At 64.8% G+C, this 18,379-nt stretch carries 24 protein-coding genes and 1 pseudogene; 14 read left to right on the top strand and 11 right to left on the bottom strand.

What is annotated here, in order from left to right:
* Positions 1-163: 163 nt before the first annotated feature.
* The 7 genes and pseudogenes from AC5P88_RS10540 (at position 164) to AC5P88_RS10510 (ending at position 4,479) form a co-directional block, all read left to right on the top strand.
* Positions 164-397 carry a hypothetical protein gene (locus AC5P88_RS10540; RefSeq protein WP_495224992.1) on the top strand — a complete coding sequence of 78 codons (234 nt, stop codon included), beginning with the start codon at positions 164-166 and terminating at the stop codon, positions 395-397.
* 135 nt (positions 398-532) lie between these two features.
* On the top strand, positions 533-1,459 hold the full coding sequence (locus AC5P88_RS10535) for a hypothetical protein (protein WP_495224991.1): 927 nt from the start codon (positions 533-535) through the stop codon (positions 1,457-1,459).
* A 144-nt stretch (positions 1,460-1,603) separates the two neighbouring features.
* Positions 1,604-2,046, top strand: a pseudogene (locus AC5P88_RS10530) (DUF2268 domain-containing putative Zn-dependent protease); the annotation flags it as partial.
* Between the two features lie 209 nt (positions 2,047-2,255).
* Complete coding sequence (locus AC5P88_RS10525; protein ID WP_010487149.1) at positions 2,256-2,528, top strand: hypothetical protein; 273 nt, start codon at positions 2,256-2,258, stop codon at positions 2,526-2,528.
* A gap of 166 nt (positions 2,529-2,694) precedes the next feature.
* Complete coding sequence (locus tag AC5P88_RS10520; RefSeq protein ID WP_495224990.1) at positions 2,695-3,381, top strand: hypothetical protein; 687 nt, start codon at positions 2,695-2,697, stop codon at positions 3,379-3,381.
* A 71-nt stretch (positions 3,382-3,452) separates the two neighbouring features.
* Entirely contained in the window at positions 3,453-3,698 is a 246-nt protein-coding gene (locus AC5P88_RS10515) for a hypothetical protein (RefSeq protein WP_111113310.1), read from the top strand.
* 496 nt (positions 3,699-4,194) lie between these two features.
* Positions 4,195-4,479, top strand: coding sequence for a hypothetical protein (locus tag AC5P88_RS10510; protein WP_495224989.1), 285 nt, complete (start codon positions 4,195-4,197; stop codon positions 4,477-4,479).
* A gap of 27 nt (positions 4,480-4,506) precedes the next feature.
* Here the strand turns inward: AC5P88_RS10510 and arsH are convergent, their stop codons facing one another.
* The gene (gene arsH, locus AC5P88_RS10505) at positions 4,507-5,235 is read right to left on the bottom strand and encodes an arsenical resistance protein ArsH (protein ID WP_495224988.1); all 729 of its coding nucleotides are present in this window, start codon (positions 5,233-5,235) and stop codon (positions 4,507-4,509) included.
* Between the two features lie 17 nt (positions 5,236-5,252).
* Here arsH and AC5P88_RS10500 point away from each other — a divergent pair, with 17 nt between their 5' ends.
* From AC5P88_RS10500 to arsB, 3 genes are read left to right on the top strand one after another with little or no spacing between them, the layout of a single operon-like run.
* On the top strand, positions 5,253-5,582 hold the full coding sequence (locus AC5P88_RS10500; protein WP_180851066.1) for an ArsR/SmtB family transcription factor: 330 nt from the start codon (positions 5,253-5,255) through the stop codon (positions 5,580-5,582).
* Positions 5,583-5,619: 37 nt separating this feature from the next.
* Entirely contained in the window at positions 5,620-6,123 is a 504-nt protein-coding gene (locus tag AC5P88_RS10495; RefSeq protein WP_495224987.1) for an arsenate reductase ArsC, read from the top strand.
* A gap of 13 nt (positions 6,124-6,136) precedes the next feature.
* Positions 6,137-7,168 (top strand): ACR3 family arsenite efflux transporter, encoded by a 1,032-nt coding sequence (arsB, locus tag AC5P88_RS10490; protein WP_111113316.1) that lies wholly within the window; start codon positions 6,137-6,139, stop codon positions 7,166-7,168.
* Positions 7,169-7,283: 115 nt separating this feature from the next.
* Here arsB and AC5P88_RS10485 read toward each other — a convergent pair whose 3' ends face one another.
* The 3 genes from AC5P88_RS10485 to AC5P88_RS10475 form a co-directional block, all read right to left on the bottom strand.
* Positions 7,284-8,462: a M23 family metallopeptidase gene (locus AC5P88_RS10485; protein ID WP_495224986.1), complete on the bottom strand. Its 1,179-nt coding sequence runs from the start codon at positions 8,460-8,462 to the stop codon at positions 7,284-7,286.
* A gap of 171 nt (positions 8,463-8,633) precedes the next feature.
* A complete protein-coding gene (locus tag AC5P88_RS10480) occupies positions 8,634-9,596 on the bottom strand; it encodes a GlxA family transcriptional regulator (RefSeq protein ID WP_495224985.1) in 963 nt (320 codons plus the stop codon).
* Between the two features lie 102 nt (positions 9,597-9,698).
* The gene (locus AC5P88_RS10475) at positions 9,699-10,070 is read right to left on the bottom strand and encodes a VOC family protein (RefSeq protein WP_181358180.1); all 372 of its coding nucleotides are present in this window, start codon (positions 10,068-10,070) and stop codon (positions 9,699-9,701) included.
* A 250-nt stretch (positions 10,071-10,320) separates the two neighbouring features.
* Between AC5P88_RS10475 and AC5P88_RS10470 the strand changes: the two genes are divergently transcribed.
* A complete protein-coding gene (locus tag AC5P88_RS10470) occupies positions 10,321-11,010 on the top strand; it encodes a DUF2306 domain-containing protein (RefSeq protein WP_495224984.1) in 690 nt (229 codons plus the stop codon).
* Here the strand turns inward: AC5P88_RS10470 and AC5P88_RS10465 are convergent.
* On the bottom strand, positions 10,996-12,312 hold the full coding sequence (locus AC5P88_RS10465) for a helix-turn-helix domain-containing protein (protein ID WP_495224983.1): 1,317 nt from the start codon (positions 12,310-12,312) through the stop codon (positions 10,996-10,998). The two genes, AC5P88_RS10470 and AC5P88_RS10465, sit on opposite strands and share 15 nt — an antisense overlap.
* A gap of 351 nt (positions 12,313-12,663) precedes the next feature.
* Between AC5P88_RS10465 and AC5P88_RS10460 the strand changes: the two genes are divergently transcribed.
* On the top strand, positions 12,664-13,038 hold the full coding sequence (locus AC5P88_RS10460) for a hypothetical protein (RefSeq protein ID WP_111113321.1): 375 nt from the start codon (positions 12,664-12,666) through the stop codon (positions 13,036-13,038).
* A gap of 60 nt (positions 13,039-13,098) precedes the next feature.
* Here the strand turns inward: AC5P88_RS10460 and AC5P88_RS10455 are convergent, their stop codons facing one another.
* Positions 13,099-13,773 (bottom strand): Ivy family c-type lysozyme inhibitor, encoded by a 675-nt coding sequence (locus AC5P88_RS10455; protein WP_495224982.1) that lies wholly within the window; start codon positions 13,771-13,773, stop codon positions 13,099-13,101.
* A 135-nt stretch (positions 13,774-13,908) separates the two neighbouring features.
* On the opposite strand from AC5P88_RS10455, the gene AC5P88_RS10450 reads away from it, so the two are divergent.
* Positions 13,909-14,361 carry a YybH family protein gene (locus AC5P88_RS10450; protein WP_495225067.1) on the top strand — a complete coding sequence of 151 codons (453 nt, stop codon included), beginning with the start codon at positions 13,909-13,911 and terminating at the stop codon, positions 14,359-14,361.
* Between the two features lie 68 nt (positions 14,362-14,429).
* Here AC5P88_RS10450 and AC5P88_RS10445 read toward each other — a convergent pair whose 3' ends face one another.
* From AC5P88_RS10445 to AC5P88_RS10425, 5 genes are all read right to left on the bottom strand, one after another.
* Entirely contained in the window at positions 14,430-15,455 is a 1,026-nt protein-coding gene (locus AC5P88_RS10445) for an NAD(P)H-dependent glycerol-3-phosphate dehydrogenase (RefSeq protein ID WP_005407597.1), read from the bottom strand.
* A 20-nt stretch (positions 15,456-15,475) separates the two neighbouring features.
* Entirely contained in the window at positions 15,476-15,994 is a 519-nt protein-coding gene (secB, locus tag AC5P88_RS10440) for a protein-export chaperone SecB (protein ID WP_004153553.1), read from the bottom strand.
* A 99-nt stretch (positions 15,995-16,093) separates the two neighbouring features.
* Positions 16,094-16,531 (bottom strand): rhodanese-like domain-containing protein, encoded by a 438-nt coding sequence (locus AC5P88_RS10435; protein WP_004153552.1) that lies wholly within the window; start codon positions 16,529-16,531, stop codon positions 16,094-16,096.
* A gap of 57 nt (positions 16,532-16,588) precedes the next feature.
* On the bottom strand, positions 16,589-17,014 hold the full coding sequence (locus tag AC5P88_RS10430; RefSeq protein WP_049429838.1) for a hypothetical protein: 426 nt from the start codon (positions 17,012-17,014) through the stop codon (positions 16,589-16,591).
* A gap of 32 nt (positions 17,015-17,046) precedes the next feature.
* Positions 17,047-17,514 (bottom strand): YiiD C-terminal domain-containing protein, encoded by a 468-nt coding sequence (locus AC5P88_RS10425; RefSeq protein WP_495224981.1) that lies wholly within the window; start codon positions 17,512-17,514, stop codon positions 17,047-17,049.
* 35 nt (positions 17,515-17,549) lie between these two features.
* Here AC5P88_RS10425 and AC5P88_RS10420 point away from each other — a divergent pair, with 35 nt between their 5' ends.
* Positions 17,550-18,359: a uroporphyrinogen-III synthase gene (locus AC5P88_RS10420; RefSeq protein ID WP_495224980.1), complete on the top strand. Its 810-nt coding sequence runs from the start codon at positions 17,550-17,552 to the stop codon at positions 18,357-18,359.
* Positions 18,360-18,379 lie beyond the last annotated feature (20 nt).

Genomic DNA, 18,379 nt, shown 5'->3' with positions numbered 1-18,379 from the left:
ACTCGATCTCGTTGGCTGACTATCGTCGGTCTTTAGGTCAGGTCTGACCGGCAAGGCGCTCACGTCCATCCGAGCGTCGCACGCTCAGCCATGGGTGCATGAAGTCACTGTGGACCAATGGCTCCCAGGAGGCAAAGATCCAAGACCGGATTCGCGCAGTTGCGTGCCGCTGGCCGGCACGCTGGATCTGCTGTTCGGCGCCGGACTGATGACCTTCGAAGACGCCGGTGATGCCATCTTTGCGGACAAGCGAGTCAGGAAGCAGTTGGCGGACGCCGGTCTGATTCCAGGGAACACCTGTCTGCGCAAAGCGCCATGGAATCGCCTGAAGAACTACCTCGCCATCCACCGCAGCCAAGTCTTCAAGGGTAAGCTGCCCCACAGCCGGACACGCTGACATCATTGGCAGAGTCAGTGCCGCACACAATGATCGGTCGGAGTGCAAGGCTGACCATCGGAATCATCACGATGTGCCGGATCCATAAACCGTGGTCCCGCGCTCCCTTTCAATTAGCGACCGGTACCCTTCAGCATGGATAACGTATCTACCAAACGCCTGGATCCCCTAGGCTACTGCATGTACTGCGGCACCAGTGCCGCTGCGCTGACCGACGAGCACGTCCTTGCGCGCGGCCTCAACGGCGACTTGCTGCTTCCCCAGTCCTCTTGCGAAGCCTGCCAAGAGATGATCGGCCGTGAGATTGAAACACCTGTTCTGAAGAATCGTTGGTTGACCCAGTGCAGGCTTGTCCTAGGCTTCCGTTCGTACAAGCCGCACCGGCAACCGAGCGACATCAAGATGACCTTCGTGGCCGCCGACGGAACCCGCTTTCAGAAGAAGATACCCAAGAGCCAGGCGGTCGCGGCCATCACGTTGCCGCACCTCATCCCCCCACGTGCGCTCACTCAGGCATCCCCCCTCATTGAATGCAACGGGATCGAGATCCACGGCACATATGACAGCGTAGTGCACAATCGCGAGGCCACAGAGCAAAGCAATACCCAGCAGCAGATTGCCGCGCTGTGCCAGCGCTATGGCGCTTGGGGAATTGACCTTTCGTCCAGAGTCTCTCCCACCGACCTGTGCCGCTTCCTGGCCAAGACCGCCTACGGCTACCACGTCGCTGTCCGGGGCTTCATTCGACGCGACGAAAGCCCAGCATTGGCGGTGCTGAAAGGCGTGCAACTGGACCTGTCGAACTGGGTCGGCGGCGAAGAGGTCGCATCGGCATACGGAGCAGGAGGCTTGCACACCCTGGACATCGAGGACCGCACGGATGGCAATGGCGCGCCGTGTACGGTCGTCACTATCCGCCTGTTCAACGCCTACGGGGTTCATCTGCGCTACGTCGTAGTGACCCATGCGCCTGGCTGGAAAGACCGCCTGATTCCAGACCCCAACCCGTTCCAGCGCATTGGTGAGGCCGTGACATTGACGGGCCGCTGGGGTTGGCCATGACCATGGCAAGCGAAGACGGCCGGACGCGAGCGCTGATCCTGATCCTTTGCGGCCAACAGCGTCGACTGAGCGCATGGTTTCGGCTTGGGACATCGTCGTGCAGACACGTGAGGTCACATGCTTCTTCATGGAGCTGGATTCCAGATCACCCATGAGTACGTACACGTGCAACAGCCCCATGCGAGCGTCTATGTTGCGCAGCGTACCCTGCTCTATCAGACGCTGCTTGGAGGCGGCGCCGAGTGCGCGGCCGAACTGATCTCAGGAAACCCGACAACGCCCATCTGCGTCGTTCGACGTAAGGCAGCGACTGTACACTGGAGCGCGCATTCGTACAGGACAGCGCAGGCATCGATCTTTCTCAGTGGTTGTACAACGGTCCTATCGATGCCGGACGGTGCGGAGATTTCGGATCCTGGATCGGCTACCGCATTGCCCACGACTACATTCCCCGCGCGCCGAACAGCACCAGTTTCATCGCCACGCTGCTAGATGTGCCCCCCGGCACAGCCGCAACCGTGCTTGAGGCGAGGGGATGGCAACCTGCGTGTAACGCTGGAAGAGGCGCTGAAGTGCAATCGATGTGACATCGACTTCATACAGATGAATTGGCTGTTGTGAACAGGCAAGGCGATGCGCCGACGTAGATCAGCTCGCCTGATCCCGCTTGTTAATGTTGGGTCACAGACAGGCTTCACAGCGCATCCACGTATTCAAATTCCAGCTGAAAGCGCTTGTCAGCGACGGGAACAAACGCCGCTATATTCCAGCTTCCCCAGACGAAGGAGGGAGTGCAATGAACCTGAACCCGCAACACATGAAGACGGCCCGCGCACTTGCTGTAGCGCTCATCGCCACCGTCAGCCTTGGCGCCTGCGCCTCTTACAAGAACGAGTTTGCAACCATCAACTCGCGTCTCGATCAGCTCGACGTAAAGGTGCAGGGTGCTGCGCAGAGTGCGGAGTCCGCCAACCAGTCCGCGCAGCAGGCCAACCAGCGTCTGGACCAGATCGAAGGTCGCGTGCAGCAGCTTGAAAGGGCACCTGCGGGCCGCAAGCCGCGCGGGTAATCGCTCCCTCACTGTTTGAATCGCATCTGATTTCGTACCTCTGTATCGGGAACCAGTGGCCTTCGCCGGCCACTGGCGTCCTTCCACCCAAGATTGCATTGCAAGGAGCCGTCCCATTCGTACCTACTCCTCCCCTGCACGCCGCGCCCTGCATGCCGCACTAGCCATGGCACTGGTCGTTGCGTGCAGCGGCGTAGCCAACGCCAGGGACAAGGACGCACCTGCACCACCGGTGGCCGCCGTTGATGAACTTCCGCCTGACCAGAGCGTGTCCGAAACGGTGATCGAACTGGCCGGCTGGGTGGTCGCCAGCAAGGACAACCAGGGCTATCCGTTTGCAGTCATGGACAAGGCGGCGGCGCAGGTTCTGATCTTCAGCGGCGACGGCAAGCTGCGTGGCGCGGCACCGGCGCTGTTCGGTTCGGCCATCGGCGATCATTCCGCACCCGGCGTCGCCAAGCTCGCACTGAGCGCGATTCCCGGCCACGACCGCACCACGCCAGCCGGCCGCTTCATTGGTGGCTACGGCCCCTCCGACGATGCCGGGCGCGTGCTGTGGGTGGACTACGATTCCGCCGTTTCAATGCATCCGCTGCCACCGGGCAGCCCGAAGGAGAAGCGCGCCGAGCGCTTGGCATCGCCCTCGCCCGACGACAACCGCGTCACCCACGGTTGCATCAATGTCTCGCCCGCATTCTATGGGCAGATCGTGCAACCCATGTTCGAGAAGGGCGGCGTGTTCTACATCCTGCCGGACAAGGATTCGATCGCGAAGACGTTCCCGGAGTTCGCGCAGAGTCGCGGAGATGCGAAGGACGAAGACGAGAAGGGCGCACGGCGCGCGAGCAAGTAGCAGCGCCGGCGTATACTCCACGCCGGGGGAACCCGCTTCGCGGGCCGGCTTGGTTCAGGTGTCACGTCCGCATGTCCGTTTTCGAATTCAACGCACGATGGAAGGAAGAGCTGGTCTGCACAGGCCCGCATGGCTCGTTCGTTCTTGAGCTGCCAATGGGCAGGTTGACGGCCTACCTGCCTTCCGAAGAGGTATTCCGAAGCAACGCCCCCTCGTGGGCGTCCGATCTCTGGCCTCAACTCAGAGAAGAGCTTGAACTGTGGTGCGTGACCCATCAGGCAGCGTTGGTCGTGGATTCCACGGCCCGGATCTACTGACTGAAGGCGGTCGCTCGAGCAGTCCGGAACATCCCTGCCGTCTCCTTGGCATAGGCAGTGGCACCGGGCATGCGGATCTTTCTCAGGTAGTTTCTTAGATCTGGGCCATCTCCACGGTGCAGCCAGTACTCGATCAGATGACCGATGGGCATGTGCAGGTTTGCGGGCTCATTGACAATATTGTCTGGCCCTCCTTCCGCTTCCATGTATGCAGTGAGTTTCTGCGCAATGTATCTGAAGGTCTGAACGCGTTCCGCTTCAATCAGGCCTAGCAGCGCTAAAGTGCGAATTGCGACACCATTGCGATCGCATCTGATTTCGTACCTCTGTAACGGGAACCAGTAGCCTTCGCCGGCCAGATGTGCCGTCTCCGAAAGCCGGCACGCTGGCATACTGCGCCCATTGACGATCCTTCGAGGCCACGTCTGCCTCGTTCATGAGGCTGCCGGTGGACCCAGTCTTCCAGTTTCTACTGAGCTCGATGGCAGGCGTATTCGTGTTCCTGTTCTTCGTGGGACGTGAGTACTTGCGTGGCCTTGGATGGCTGCTCGGCTCCTGGGATCCGAACATGGGGTGCGCGACGGAGGATGAACTCATTTCGAAGGCCAACCGCAACGCCTTGCTGATTGCCGTGCTGCTGCTGGCGTGGGCCTTCATGGGCCCTTCTTCCTACCGCCGCAACTGGGAAATCGAGGTGTTGGGCATTGGCACCGGCATGCTGCTTGCCTACGTGATGATCATCCGCCTCGCAGCGTCAAGGGTGAAGCGGTTGCGCGGGTGATCGTGCCCCGGTAGGCACCCTTGAGCATCAGGAAGCCGCAGCCCCTGCGGCCCGCGCCAATGCTGCGGCGTGCGCGTCACCCTTGCGCTCGCTGTAGCGGTCCACCAGGTAGTCCGACCGCCCTCGCGTCAGCAGCGTGAACTTCACCAGTTCCTCCATCACATCCACCACGCGGTCGTAGTACGGCGAGGGTTTCATGCGCCCGTCGTCATCGAATTCCTGCCAGGCCTTGGCCACCGATGACTGGTTGGGGATGGTCAGCATGCGCATCCAACGTCCAAGTACGCGCAGCGTGTTGACCGTGTTGAACGACTGCGAGCCACCGCTCACCTGCATCACCGCCAGCGTCCTGCCCTGCGTGGGTCGCACGCTGCCATCTTCCAGCGGCAACCAGTCGATCTGGTTCTTGAATACGCCGGTGACCGTGCCATGCCGCTCGGGGCTGACCCAGACCTGGCCTTCCGACCACTGCGACCACGCACGCAAGCGCTGCACTTCGGGGTGGCTCGTTTCCACGCTGTCCAGCATGGGCAGCGCATGCGGATCGAACACGCGGGTTTCGCACCCCAGATGGCGCAGCAATCGCTCGGCTTCCAGCGCCAGCTTGCGGCTGAACGACTGCGGCCGCAGCGAGCCGTAGAGCAGGAGGATGCGTGGCGGCCCCGGATCTGCCGCGGCGAGCTGGTGGTGATCGGGCTGGGGCAGCGAGCCGTCCACCAGGTTCGGCAGATGGGCACTTGTGATTGGCTTATTCATTCGACTATTCTAGAAATATGGAAACGTTGAATGCAATCGCCGCCCTGACTGCCCTGGGTCACGCCACCCGCCTGGCCGCCTTCCGCCTGCTGGTGGAGGCCGGCCCGGCAGGACGCATGGCGGGCGACATCGCCACGGCCCTGCAGGTGCCCCCAGCCACGCTCAGCTTCCACCTGAAGGAGCTGGTGCAGGCCGGGCTGGTGGAGAGCGAAAGCCAGGGCCGCCATGTCTGCTATCGGGCCAACTTCGATGCCATGAACGGCTTGATCGAGTACCTCACGCACAACTGCTGCGCGGGTTCACCCAGCGAGGAGTGCGTGCCCGCAGCTCCCGCGTGCAAGTGCTGACACCGCACACGACCTGCCCCATCGAGGCGATTGCCCCATGACCCGTTCTGTCCTCTTCCTCTGTACCGGCAACAGCGCCCGCAGCGTGCTTGCCGAAGCCACCCTGCGCGCCTGGGGCGGCGATCGCTTCACCGCCTTCAGTGCCGGCAGCCAGCCCACCGGCCAGGTCAATCCGTTCGCGCTGGCGCAGCTGCAGGCCGAAGGCATGCCGATCGATGGCCTGCACAGCAAATCGTGGGATGTGTTCGTGGACGCGGCCCCGATGGACCTGGTGATCACTGTGTGCGATTCGGCAGCCGCCGAAGCCTGCCCGGTGGTGTTCGGTGACTTCATCCGCAGCCACTGGGGCCTGCCCGATCCGGCGGCCGTAGCGGGCAGCGATGCCGACAAGGCCGCAGCCTTCGCGCTGGCCCATGCCATCGTGAAGCTGCGCCTGCGTGCATTGCTCGCGCTGCCCGAATCGGTGTGGTCCGACCGCGAGGCAGTGCAGCACGCACTGGACCGGATCGGCCAGCTGCTGCCGACCGACGGTACGCCGTGACGGCGCCACTGCCATGAGCCTGTTCGAGCGACACCTGACCCTGTGGGTGGTGCTGTGCATTGCGGCTGGCACCCTGCTGGGTCACTTCCTGCCCGGCGCTTTTGCCGCGCTGGCATCCGCAGAGATCGCCAAGGTCAACCTGCCGGTTGCCGCGCTGATCTGGCTGATGATCATCCCGATGTTGCTGAAGGTCGACTTCACTGCGATGCGCCAGCTGCAGCAGCACTGGAAGGGCATCGGCGTAACGCTGTTCATCAACTGGGCCGTGAAGCCATTCTCGATGGCGCTGCTGGGCTGGCTGTTCCTGCGCCATGCCTTCGCTGACTGGTTGCCAGCAGCACAGATCGACAGCTACATCGCCGGGCTGATCCTGCTGGCAGCCGCGCCCTGCACCGCGATGGTGTTCGTGTGGAGCAACCTGTGCCGCGGTGATGCCAACTTCACCCTGAGCCAAGTGGCGTTGAACGACGCGATCATGGTGGTTGCCTACGCACCGGTGGTTGCACTGTTGCTGGGCCTGTCAGCGATCACCGTGCCGTGGGATACCCTGCTGCTGTCCGTTGGCCTCTACATCGTGGTGCCGGTGCTGGTGGCTGCGTTGCTGCGGCGCTGGATCCTGATGCGGAGTGGCGAGGCAGCGTTGCTGCGGGTGCTTCGCAAGCTGGGGCCCGTCTCGCTGTGCGCGCTGCTGCTCACACTGGTGCTGCTGTTCGGCTTCCAGGGCCGGCAGATCGTGGAGCAACCGCTGGTGATCGCGCTGATTGCCGTGCCGATCCTGATCCAGGTCTATTTCACTTCCGGCCTGGCTTACCTGCTCAATCGTCGCCTGGGCGTGGCCCATTGCGTGGCTGGCCCTTCAGCACTGATTGGCGCCAGCAATTTCTTCGAACTGGCGGTGGCGACAGCGGTGGGGCTGTTCGGCGTGCAGTCGGGGGCGGCGCTGGCCACGGTCGTCGGCGTGCTGATCGAAGTACCGGTGATGCTGTCTGTGGTGCGGATCGTGAATCGTACCCAGGGCTGGTATGAAAAGCGTGCGGAGCGCTGACAGCGCAGGACGCTGCCAGGCAGGTCTGCTGCTGGCCGGCAGCAGATCTTCTCCCCGGACCATCTGGCCACGGTTGTGAGCCGCCAGACGGCGGTGCCTTTGCTCGCCTTCGGTATCAGAAATCCAGCTCATGCTCGGGCAGCGGAAACTCGGTGTGCCTGGCTTCCCACTTGCCAGAGGGCTCCCTGATGCGGAAGTGATCAAGCACGAAGGGAATCCCTTCGCTGCTCATGATTCCGGGCCCGGCGGTCACCTGGAAATGCAGGTGAGGCCAGCGTGCATCACCCGAATTGCCGATGTTTGCCAATGGTTCTCCGCGCCGAACGCGCTGGCCGGCTTTGACGGTGACACTTCCAGGTTGAAGGTGTGCATAGTGCGCAAACTGGCCTTCACCCAGGTCAAGCACCACCGAGTTGCCTGCCAACGACTCCATGCTCAACGGCACTGCAGGGGTGAATCCTGCCGATGTCCTGGGTATGTTGTCCGGGAACCCGCCCCTGGCTTCGACGACCGTGGCGTCGGCGACTGCGAACACCGGTTGCCCGTAGGCGTGGTAGCTCCGCACATCCCGCGGATCCCCCTTTAGAAGCTCACCATCTATGCGGCGCTTCCAATCGATGGCATATCGGCGCGAGGTCTGCGCGACGCCACCGGCGACGAACACGCCCGGCCGATGGTGGCGGTCCAGTGCCAGACCGTTGTCGGCCAGCCAATGACTGCCGCGGACGGGACTGGACAACACCTTTACGACGCCATGCCGTGTCCCCACCTCGGGACCTTCGGCTGCCGCGCCATCCAGGGCAATGCGATGCATAAGCCGCTCCGGCACAGGCGATGCTTCATTGAAGGCGATGCAGAGGAAAACCGTGGCGGCTCGCCCCGCTTGCAACGTATGCGCGGCATCGATGGCGCCGCCGCCGACAAGGGACATCTGGTCACGCAGGGTGTTTCCGGAAACAGTGAGCAGGCGATCATCGCCATCTGGCGTGGACGCCAGAATGTCCAGCGCGTTGATGTGCAACGCGTCTTCGGATCGGTTCTGCAGCTGCAGTTCGTAGACAAGATAGCGATAGCCGCCCGCGCTGAAGGCGCTGGGTGCGAAAGGCGTACGGACCTCGAGCTGGACCGGAGGAAATGCGGGCTCGGCCGCATCTACCGCTCGGCCCGCCGCATCGGTTCGCTGGACGACCTGGCACCCCACCGGAAGCGGAAGCTGCTCGACGGATGATGCACGGGCGGGCATGGCGAGGCTGAGACCCGCAAGAAGACCGAGGCAACGCAATGTGGAGCTCATCACATGTTGTCCTGGAGGGGAATGAGCACAGAAACACTGTGGGAACGGCTCACATCAGAAGTGGACCCAACGCGCCTCTTCATGCTGGAACGTGCCTGCGTGATGCAAGGCCGGTAACGTAGCTGATGTCCACGGGCAGATGCGGACATGAACCCGACGAATCGAGACATATCACCGGGAACCAAACCCTGTCCTGTACGCGCTGGGTGTTTGGCCCATCTGGCGGACGAAGGCCCGCCGCAGTGCATCGGCCGATCCATATCCGCATTCAGTGGCAATCCACCCTACGTCCTTCCGGGTAGCCTCCAGCAACAGTCTGGCTGCGTCGACCCGCAGCTGCTCGACATACTTCCGGGGAGTGAGACGGAACGCAGCAACGAACCGGCGGTTGAACTGCCTGGGGCTCATGTGGGAACGCTGCGCGAGCTCGTCCACGCCCAAACGAAGATGCAGGTTCTCCCGCATCCACTGCTCCAGTTTCTGGAATGCGTCGGGCAGGTCCAGGGACTGCAACTGGCGGCTGATCTGGCTGTGCCCGCCTGAGCGCCTGCTGGCCATGACCATGCGCTTTGCCACTTTGAGCGCAAGCGAGGGGCCGTGATCCTCCGCGACCATCGCCAGGGCCATATCCATTCCTGCGGTGATTCCGGCCGACGCCCACACGGGGCCGTCCCTGGTATAGATCGCGTCGGCCTGCACCCTTACCTTCGGGTAACGCTCACGCAATTCGCTTGCATCGCTCCAGTGTGTGGTGGCCTGGCGTCCATCAAGCACGCCTGCTTCTGCCAGCAGGAGCGCACCACTGCACACCGATGCAACCCGCCGCACACGTGATGCAACCGAGCCCAGCCATGCAACCAGCATCCGATCAGCCCTGACGATATCCAGCGAGTTCCCCATGCCTCCACAGACCAGCAGGGTATCGGTGTCATCAGGCATATCCGCATACACCAGATCGGGCAGCAGGCGAATGCCGGAAGACATCACGATGGGCTGTGCGTCCATGGCAAGCAGCTTTACCGCGTAGAACGGACCACTGCCAGGACGGTCCTCCTGGGCCTGGCGACTTGCCAGCGCGAACACCTCCATCGGCCCACTGATATCCAGTGACTGGGCACCGGCGTAGGCAAGCATGCAGACCTTTCGGGTGGGAACCCGCTCCATGACAGGTCGTCCTTCGGGAGTTGGCAGCAAGGCTGACAGCATATCCGCGAAGCGGTCATCACCTGATAGCTGTCAGGCGCTGTCCCTGTTGCAGATGTCCTGGCCAATGCTGAGTTCGTTGCCGCTTGGGTCTGCTATCCGGAAATCACGCATGCCGTAGGGTCTGTCTCCGATGGGGACGATGATCGTGACTCCCAGGCCCACAAGGGTTTCGTAATAGTCGTCTATGCCTGATACGCGCAGATGGATATGTGCAGCACCTGCAGGCTTGCTGCCGGCCCGCTGCGTGAGGGCGATCTCCACACCATCCCGGCAAACCGCGGCCATGTCGGGCGGATCGCCCCACGACCATGCCAGATCGAACCCCAGTACGTTGCGGTAGAAGTCCATCGATTCTGCAAGGTGGTCTACTGAAAGGATCGGAGAGATGGACTCGATCTTCATAGGCTTGGGACCCCTTTCATGCCCAGGTGCTGGTCGATGATAGCGTCCGGCCAGACTCAGGGCTGCGTGCCAGGCTCCCAGGTTGCCGCCGCCACCCGGTTTGTATTGTCGGGACAGGCAAGGATCCCGACCGTCTGTTGACACAGCGTGCGAACCTGGCAGCCATCGCCGGCACCGTTCATCGGCGGTCCTGGTCCTGTCTCTTCGCGGCGTCCAGGTACGACTCCGCCGATCCGGACGCTTTTTCAGCATGCCGCACGCACGCTCGAACCTCCGCCAACACCGAGGTTCCGAGATGACACACCGCTTTCCGAAGGCCGCCCGCTGGACGGCCGGGCTGGTCTTCACCCTGCTCTGCGCCGCCGTGGCGGCCTACGCCTTCACCGTGCTGTACGGCCAGCCGCACGCGGGCAATCCCCTGCAGATGAAGTTCGCAGCATCCGGCCTGGATGTTCCCGCCCACCTCTTCGGCGGCGGGCTGGCCTTGTTGCTGGCGCCATTGCAGATGAACGGATGGATCCAGCGGCACGCCCCCAGCCTGCACCGGCTGAGTGGCGGGTTGTACACAGGCGGGGTACTGATCGCCGGGCTGGCCGGATTCTCGCTGGCACTACATGCCGAAGGCGGCGCATCCACCGGCATCGCCTTTGGCCTGCTCGCCGTGGCATGGCTGGCCACAACCGGTATCGGCATCGGCCACGCGCTGGCCGGCAACCTCGCCAGGCACCGGCAATGGATGTGGCGCAGCATCGCCCTCACCGCCTCGGCAGTATCGTTCCGGTTGATCCTGGGCATCGGGCTGGGCGTGCTGCATCTACCCTTCGCCCCGGTCTATCTGGCCGCCGCCTGGGGATGCTGGGTGGTCAACCTGGCACTCTGCGAACTGGTATTGCGATGGCCGCGGCGCTCATCGGCCACGGCGTTGTCAGCGGTTCGGTGATTCCGGGGCGCCAGACATCGCATGGCGCTTGCGGAAGACGCTGGGCGTTTCACCCAGCTGGCGCTTGAACGCCGCGTTGAACGTCGATTTCGACGTGAAGCCGCAGGCATAGGCGATATCGAGAATGGTCCGGGTGTCGGCACCGTCGGCCAGATGGCGGGCTGTGGCTTCAATCCGCTGGCGGTTGATGTAGTCCCAGAAGTTCTCGCCGAAGCGACGGTTGATCACCACCGACACCAGGTACTCAGGGTAGCCGGAACGTTTGGCCAGCTGGCCGATGGTGAGCGCCGGTTCGCGGTACAGCTGCTGCTCGGCCATCAGTTGCGACAGGCGTGCCTCGACATCGGCAAAGCGCGGGTCGTCAGCGCTCGCCGCCGTGTCGGGCTCGGCTGGCGGCGGTTCGATGGCCGGCTCCGCCACCACGGCCACCTGGGTGAGGCTGAAATAGCCCATCAGGAAGACCCACGCGGCAACCAGACCGTAGATCAGCGGATAGTCGATCCAGGGAATCCGGACCAGCCACTGCAGGGTGGCAACGAACCAGATGGCAATCTGCGAGACCGCCATCGCATCGATCCAGCGCAGCGACATCCGGTCTGCATCCGAACGTCGCTGCAGCAACCCACGCCGGTAACGACCGACCCGCAGCAGGCCAGCAATCACGTAGGAAAGGCTGTAGGCGTACAGCACGATGTTCAGCCGCATCCATTCCAGTTCGTCAATGCCCGTCAGCAGGCGCGCGTGGATACCTTCGGGCGGTACCCACCCACGCAGGAAGAAACCTGCATGCAGGGCCAGCACGATGATGAACCCGGATAAATGCACACTGTCACGCCAGCGCGCGGCCCGCGCTTCGGTGAGGACCCTGACGTAGACATAGAACAGGCTGCCGTACAGGAACGGGAACAGGCCGACGAACCGCAGCGCCTTGCCGGCCGTGGGGTAGGACGGGTTCCAGTAAACCGCCTTCACCGCCAGATCAATGCCGATCAGTGCGATCCACACCGCCAGCACCCGGTTCGCCCCGGCATTGACCGGGCGGCGCCACAGGGCCAACGCCAGCAGCGCGGCCTGTGCGGCGCCAATGGCGAAGACGACGATCCAGAAAGCCATGTAAGGGGGCGGTTGGCGGTGGGATGGGCCGCAGCTTAGCAGTCCATTTCGGGGGGGGAAGAACAGGACAAACGGCATAGGCCGTGCCTTCGATGGGCGCGCCTTGTCGCATTCATCCCGCTGCGTGCACCGCACGCCAGGAAGCCAAGTTCGATCCGTGTCGCATATTGCCCAAGCGGCTGCGGCCATTGCGGCGCCCCGGTCTGCGGCCACTTAACAGCATGCAAGAATGCTGAAAGCGTCTTCGATCAAACGCTGTATGCAACACTTCTGATTGGCGTTGCGCAGCGGCGGCGGTACAGATGGCGGGCCACCGGAAATGGGTGGCCGGGCTTCGAAAACCCGTGCGCTTGTTTGACAACGCTTGCCCGTCGGCGTCACTCCTCGTGGCGTCGGCGGGCAATCCGTCTGCCGGTTATGGCGGGCGGAGCGTGGAGGCCTTGTGCCTGCCGGTTTCAACAAGCGCCCGGTTTTCGAACCACGTCTCCGCCTGCCACCTTTGCGTGGCGGCTGCCGTCTGTCCTGCACGGAGCACCTGCCATGAGCACACCCGACTCCTCCCGCCTGCGCACGCAGTACGTGCCCGCCAACGCGGACGCGCCCTCGGAAGCACCCCACCCGCACGATCCGCACGGTTTCATCGCCACGCTCGACCGCATCGGCAAAGGCGCCGCCGCCGATGGCCAGCCCTGGCCCGAGCGTCACCAGATGCCCGGCCGCCGCATGGCCTTGGGCGATGCGGACTGCGCGCTGGCTGGCCAGCGCGTGACGCTGGAACTGCTGCTGGCCGCCGAACGCGTGCGTCAGAACGGCGCAGACGCCGAGTATGTGGGTGATCGCGTGCTGGAAGGACTGGCCATGGCCTCGCTGGCGCTGAACGCGCAGATCGGCATGCGCATGCGGCCGGAGGAGTGATACGGGTAGCGTCGCCTGCTGTTCCGCCGGGTATGGCCCGGCGCTACCGCGGGCTCTGCATTACTCGCAGGCATCGCCCTCGTTCTTCAGCAGCGCTTCGTCCAGCGGGCGCTCGCGTTCAATCAGCGCGCGTTGTTCGGCATCCGGCTCGCCCAGCCACCAGACACGGCAGCGCGCGGTAAGACGGCCGACCATCTTCGACTGGTCGGGCGAATACAGCATCGCCAACGCGGTGCCGGGGCAGTCGTGGGCCTGGCAGGCGGTGTAGAACCACCACGGCTCGCCCTGCAGCACTACCAGCTCGCCAGGGCCGCTGGGGCCGCTCAACAGGCGCTGGCGCAGCGAGGGAATCTCCTTGTCGCTGGATTCGGCCGCCGCCGTGTTCTTCATCAGGGTGTTGAAGGCCGCCAGCACCTTCGGGTCCTTGCGCCCGCAGTCGTCCACGGTGTTGCCGCCGACCAGGGTGAAGAAGTGCGTCGCCAGCGGGTTGTCCGCGCAGGTCAGTTCGCCGCCGGCGCTCGGGTCTTCCGGTTCGCCTTCGTTGTCCCACACCGCGGGATCCACGCCGTCTTCGACGGACGGTTCCTTCTCGACCACGGTGGCCGTGGCGGCCGGTGCTTCGGTGATCGGCGCTGGCGCCACAGCAGGTGCAGTCTCGCCAGTCTTCTCCGGTGCCTGCCCGCAGGCTGCCAGCAGCGCGGCCATCATCGCCATCCCTGTGATTCGCATCTTCATCGCGTGTCCTTGTCTGATCTGCGCTGCATCCGCCGAATCGGCGGCCGCGTGATTCTAACCAGCACCGCGCTAGGATGCGTTCGTAGCTTCCCCTCATCGCCTGGAGCCGGACGCATGCGCCGCACTCGACTCGCCATGATCTTCTGCAGTGCCCTTCTGCTGGCAACGCCGGCAATGGCGTTCGGGGCTGAAGGCACGACGCCTGCGCGCCTGCCCGATACAGCGCTGCCCGCGCCGCTGGAGCGCGTGCTGCGCGACTACGAGCAGGCGTGGCGCACGGGTGATGCCAAGGCACTGGCCGCGCTGTTCGCCGAGGATGGCTTTGTGCTGCAGAGCAACCAGCCACCGGTGCGCGGGCGCAGCGCGATCGAGGCCGCGTATGCCGGCCAGGGCAGCAGCCCGTTGCGGTTGCGTGCCTTGGCGTATGCGGTGGAAGGGAACACGGGTTACATCATCGGTGCCTACGGCTACGGCAACAACGTGGGGGATACCGGCAAATTCACGCTGACGCTGAAGCGCGTGGGCGAAGGGCCATGGTTGATCTTCTCGGACATGGACAACACCAACGCGCCACCGCGGGTGCGATGATGGTTTCCGCCGGGCATGGCCCGGCGCTACCGAAAAAAAAACCCCGGCGCGTGGCCGGGGTTTTCGATTCACTTGAACAGCGTGTCCGGGTATTCCGGTTTCTGTTCCCGCGCCAGCAATGCGCGCAGGCCTTCTTCCGGCGTCTGCTCGCCGTGCAGCACGGCGCGCACGCGGTCGGAGATCGGCAGGTCGATGCCATGGCGGCGTGCCTGTCGCATCACTTCGTCGGCGGTCTGCACCGACTCGACCACCTGGCCGATTTCGCGCACGGCATCCTGCAGCGTCTGGCCACGGCCCAGGGCCAGGCCCAGGCGGCGGTTGCGCGACAGGTCGCCGGTGCAGGTCAGCACCAGATCGCCCAGGCCGGCCAGGCCCATCAGCGTTTCCGGCTTGGCGCCGATCGCCGCGGCCAGGCGCAGCATCTCGTTGAGGCCACGGGTGATCAGGCCGGCACGGGCGTTGAGGCCCAGCTGCATGCCATCGGCCACGCCGGTGGCCACGGCCAGCACGTTCTTCATCGCACCGCCCAGCTCGGCACCGACCATGTCGTCGCCGGTGTAAGCGCGGAACGCCGGGCCGTGCATCGCCTCGGCCACCGTCTGCGCGAACTCGGGCACGTCGCCGTGCACGGTGATCGCGGTCGGCAGGCCCTGGGTGACTTCCTTGGCGAACGACGGCCCGGTGACGACGGCCAGCGGCACGTCCTCACCCAGCACTTCGCGCGCTACTTCATGCAGGAAGCGGCCCGAACCGGGTTCGAAGCCCTTGGTGGCCCAGGCCACGCCGGCACCGGCCGGGCGCAGCGGCGCCAGCGCACGCACGGTTTCACCGAAGGCGTGCGACGGCGTCACCACCAGGATCCAGGCCGCGCCCTCCACCGCCGACGCCAGGTCGGTGGTGGCACGCAGGCTGTCCGGCAGCGGGATGCCCGGCAGGTAACGCGGGTTCTCGTGGCGCTGGTCGATGGCTTCGACCACGGCAGCGTCGCGCCCCCACAGCACGGTCGGGTGACCGTGCCGTGCGAGCAGGCTGGCCAGCGCGGTTCCCCAGGAACCGGCGCCCAGCACGGCGATCTTGTCAGCGGTAGTGCTCATCCGTGACGTCGCAGCAGGGATCAGGCGTTGCCGGCCGGCTCGGAGTCAGCCAGCGACGGTGCGTCGCCCTGCTCCTGGCGCTGGCGCAGGGTTTCTGCGTACAGGCCTTCGAAGTTGATCGGCTGCAGGAAGAACGGCGGGAAGCCGCCGGCCTGGATCAGGTCGCTGACCAGCTGGCGCACGTACGGGAACAGGATGTTCGGGCACTGGGTGCCGAGCAGCACGTCGATCGACTGCGGGTCCAGGCCGACCAGGCCGAACACGCCGGCCTGCTTCACTTCGGCCACATAGGCGGTGCGCTCACCGGCCTGGCAGGTCAGGGTCACGGCCAGCACGACTTCGAAGGCGTTCTCACCCAGGCGCTGCACCTGCTGGTTCAGGTTCAGCTGCAGCTCCGGCTGCACCTGGTCATTGAAGATGGTCGGTGCATTCGGCGACTCGAAGGAGACGTCCTTGACGTAGATCTTCTCGACGGTGAAAGCGGGGCCGGTGGCGGCATCGACCGGCGCAGCGGCGCCGTTGGTGATCTCTTCGGACATTTCCAGTAACTCCAATGAATGCAATGAAAACGATGGTCGAATTACTGCGATGGGGGCGGCATCAGGCCCATACAAGGCCGGATCCGCCACCTGCGGCAATCAGTTGCGGCCCTTGACCAGCGGCAGCTCGGCCTGCTGCCAGGCGGGAATGCCGCCGTCGAGCACGTAGACCTTCTCGAAGCCGGCCTTCTTCAGTGCCTTGGCGGCGGTTTCCGAAGCGTTGCCGCTGCGGCACACCAGCACCACCGGCGACTGCTTGGCGTTGGCCACCAGCTTGTTGTCCGGGCCAAACGCACTGGCCTGGGCGTTGCGGCTGCCGGCAATGTGGCCCTTCTCGAAGTCACCGCTGGCCGACAGGTCGACCACCACCGTGCCGCCCGCGTTCATCAGCTGGGTCAGTTCGGCGGGCTTGATGCCCTTGAAGCCCCGGAACAGGCGGCGGATCTCGGTGACGATGATGGCCACGGTCAGGCCGACCAGGGCCGCGGACAGCATCGGGTTTCGGCCTGCAAAGGCCAGCAACTCTTCGTAATTCACTCAGGTCACGGGTCGATTAAGCGGGCGCCGATTGTCGCACAAGCCGGACGCGGCCCGTCACTGCCCCTTCCACAGGTCCGGCAGGCCGGCGGTCTGCCACCAGCGCTTGGCCTCCGGATCCCAGCGCCAGCGCTCGACCACCATCACGGTGCGTTCGGCCTGGGTGTTCTGGTTGATCACCCCGATTTCGACCCGGCGCTCGACCAGGCCGCCTTCCAGCGCCGCGCTGCTGCGCTCGCGGTAGGACGACACGCGCAGCTGCGCGTAGCGGTTGAGCTCGAACTCGGTGGGCGGCTTTTCCTTGCGCTGCTTGGGGTCGAGGTAGCCGATGGCATCGTCCATGCTGCCCCAGCGGATGGTCGCCCCGTAAGCGATCTGGGTCTCTTCCAGCAGCTTGCGCTGCTTGCGGCTGAGGTCGTCGGCCGAGGCTGCGGCGCTGGCCAGCAGCAGGGAGCAGATCAGGAACTGGATGAGGCGGCGCATCGGTGGTTTCCCCAGAACGTCAGCCTGCCATCCTACCCTTTGGCGAAGGCAACAAAGCGACCGCTGAACTCGGCGGCCGGCTTGCCATCGGCGCCGGGCTGGGTGGCGATGATGCTGATGCGGGCCTTGCGGCGCTGGCGGAAGGTATTCAGGAAGGCATCCCAGCCGCTGGCTTCGGCCGCTTCGGCATGGGCATGCAGGTCTTCGTAGACCGGGGTCAGGTAGCGCAGGTTGCTGTCGGCCACGTAGACCTCGGCATCGTGGCCGGCCAGGCGCAGGCGCAGGCTGACCAGTGCCCACCCGGACAGGGTCAGCACCGAGGCCAGGCTGCCACCGAAGGCGTTGCCCTTGTCGTTGACGTTGGCGGCCAGCGGCGCGGTGATGCGCAGCACGCCGTCGGCATAGCCGTCGAGCTGGATCTGCATGGCGCGGACCGCCGGCATGCAGTCCAGCACGTCCTGCAGGGCGGCCAACGAGGAAGTCAGGGCATCAACGGACATCGGAGCAGCGACCACGACAACGAAGGGCCCGCATAATGCAGGCAATGGCCGACCATACGATACCCACTGGCGCTGCCGGTTCCGAGGCGGGCTGGACCTTCATTTCGCTGCGCCCGCGGGGCCAGAATGCGGCGCTGCGCCGCGCCGTTGCTGGGCTGGGCGGGCATGTAGTGGCCCTGCCGCCCTGGCGCTTGCAACGCCTGCAGGGCACGCCAGTGGTGCGCCAGCTGCAACGCGCGCTGAACTGCGATCGGGTGGTGTTCACCAGCCCGGCTGCGGTGGCCGCAGCCGCCGCGCTGCTGCCGCTGGCCGACGCGCAGCGCAGCCCCTGGCTGACGGTGGGCGAAGGCACCGCGCGCGCGTTGCGGGCACAGGGCATTGACCAGGTGCATGCGCCGCAGCGGATGGACAGCGAAGGCCTGCTCGCCCTGCCGGTTCTGGCGCAGGTGCAGGGCCTGCGCATCGGCCTGGTCACCGCCCCCGGTGGACGCGGCCTGATTGCTGCGCAGCTGCAGGCAGCCGGCGGCACCCTCGAACGCGCCGACGTCTATCAGCGTCGCCTGCTGCGCCTGCCGCCCCGTGCGCTGGCCCGGCTGACGCGTTCAGCGTCTCCCTGGGTGCTTGCAGTCAGCAGTGGTGAAGCGCTCCAGCATTTCTGGCGCCAGATTCCGGCCGCCTTGCAGCAGCGTCTGCAGGCACACGCCAGCATCGTGGTCGCCAGCGACCGGCTGGGTGAACAGGCTCGCAGCCTTGGCCTGCACCGGGTCGTGCGCAGTGCCGGGCCGACTACTGAACAATTGGTCGCCGCTGCACACGCCACGCTCACCGGCCCGGCAGCGACCTGAACAGGGACGTGCGTCACGCT

The sequence above is a fragment of the Stenotrophomonas sp. YJH_SMC_8 genome (assembly GCF_059371315.1).
The sequence above is the reverse complement of the archived record's forward strand: the minus strand, read 5'-3'. Positions and strand labels throughout refer to the sequence as shown.

Bases quoted from the DNA above. Each gene is read 5' to 3' on its own strand.
- AC5P88_RS10535 (WP_495224991.1), top strand. From the start codon at position 533: ATGGATAACGTATCTACCAAACGCCTGGATCCCCTAGGCTACTGCATG.
- AC5P88_RS10525 (WP_010487149.1), top strand. From the start codon at position 2,256: ATGAACCTGAACCCGCAACACATGAAGACGGCCCGCGCACTTGCTGTA.
- AC5P88_RS10520 (WP_495224990.1), top strand. From the start codon at position 2,695: ATGGCACTGGTCGTTGCGTGCAGCGGCGTAGCCAACGCCAGGGACAAG.
- AC5P88_RS10515 (WP_111113310.1), top strand. From the start codon at position 3,453: ATGTCCGTTTTCGAATTCAACGCACGATGGAAGGAAGAGCTGGTCTGC.
- arsH (WP_495224988.1), bottom strand. From the start codon at position 5,235: ATGAATAAGCCAATCACAAGTGCCCATCTGCCGAACCTGGTGGACGGC.
- AC5P88_RS10500 (WP_180851066.1), top strand. From the start codon at position 5,253: ATGGAAACGTTGAATGCAATCGCCGCCCTGACTGCCCTGGGTCACGCC.
- AC5P88_RS10495 (WP_495224987.1), top strand. From the start codon at position 5,620: ATGACCCGTTCTGTCCTCTTCCTCTGTACCGGCAACAGCGCCCGCAGC.
- arsB (WP_111113316.1), top strand. From the start codon at position 6,137: ATGAGCCTGTTCGAGCGACACCTGACCCTGTGGGTGGTGCTGTGCATT.
- AC5P88_RS10485 (WP_495224986.1), bottom strand. From the start codon at position 8,462: ATGAGCTCCACATTGCGTTGCCTCGGTCTTCTTGCGGGTCTCAGCCTC.
- AC5P88_RS10480 (WP_495224985.1), bottom strand. From the start codon at position 9,596: ATGCTTGCCTACGCCGGTGCCCAGTCACTGGATATCAGTGGGCCGATG.
- AC5P88_RS10475 (WP_181358180.1), bottom strand. From the start codon at position 10,070: ATGAAGATCGAGTCCATCTCTCCGATCCTTTCAGTAGACCACCTTGCA.
- AC5P88_RS10470 (WP_495224984.1), top strand. From the start codon at position 10,321: ATGCCGCACGCACGCTCGAACCTCCGCCAACACCGAGGTTCCGAGATG.
- AC5P88_RS10465 (WP_495224983.1), bottom strand. From the start codon at position 12,312: ATGGCCGCAGCCGCTTGGGCAATATGCGACACGGATCGAACTTGGCTT.
- AC5P88_RS10460 (WP_111113321.1), top strand. From the start codon at position 12,664: ATGAGCACACCCGACTCCTCCCGCCTGCGCACGCAGTACGTGCCCGCC.
- AC5P88_RS10455 (WP_495224982.1), bottom strand. From the start codon at position 13,773: ATGAAGATGCGAATCACAGGGATGGCGATGATGGCCGCGCTGCTGGCA.
- AC5P88_RS10450 (WP_495225067.1), top strand. From the start codon at position 13,909: ATGATCTTCTGCAGTGCCCTTCTGCTGGCAACGCCGGCAATGGCGTTC.
- AC5P88_RS10445 (WP_005407597.1), bottom strand. From the start codon at position 15,455: ATGAGCACTACCGCTGACAAGATCGCCGTGCTGGGCGCCGGTTCCTGG.
- secB (WP_004153553.1), bottom strand. From the start codon at position 15,994: ATGTCCGAAGAGATCACCAACGGCGCCGCTGCGCCGGTCGATGCCGCC.
- AC5P88_RS10430 (WP_049429838.1), bottom strand. From the start codon at position 17,014: ATGCGCCGCCTCATCCAGTTCCTGATCTGCTCCCTGCTGCTGGCCAGC.
- AC5P88_RS10425 (WP_495224981.1), bottom strand. From the start codon at position 17,514: ATGTCCGTTGATGCCCTGACTTCCTCGTTGGCCGCCCTGCAGGACGTG.
- AC5P88_RS10420 (WP_495224980.1), top strand. From the start codon at position 17,550: ATGCAGGCAATGGCCGACCATACGATACCCACTGGCGCTGCCGGTTCC.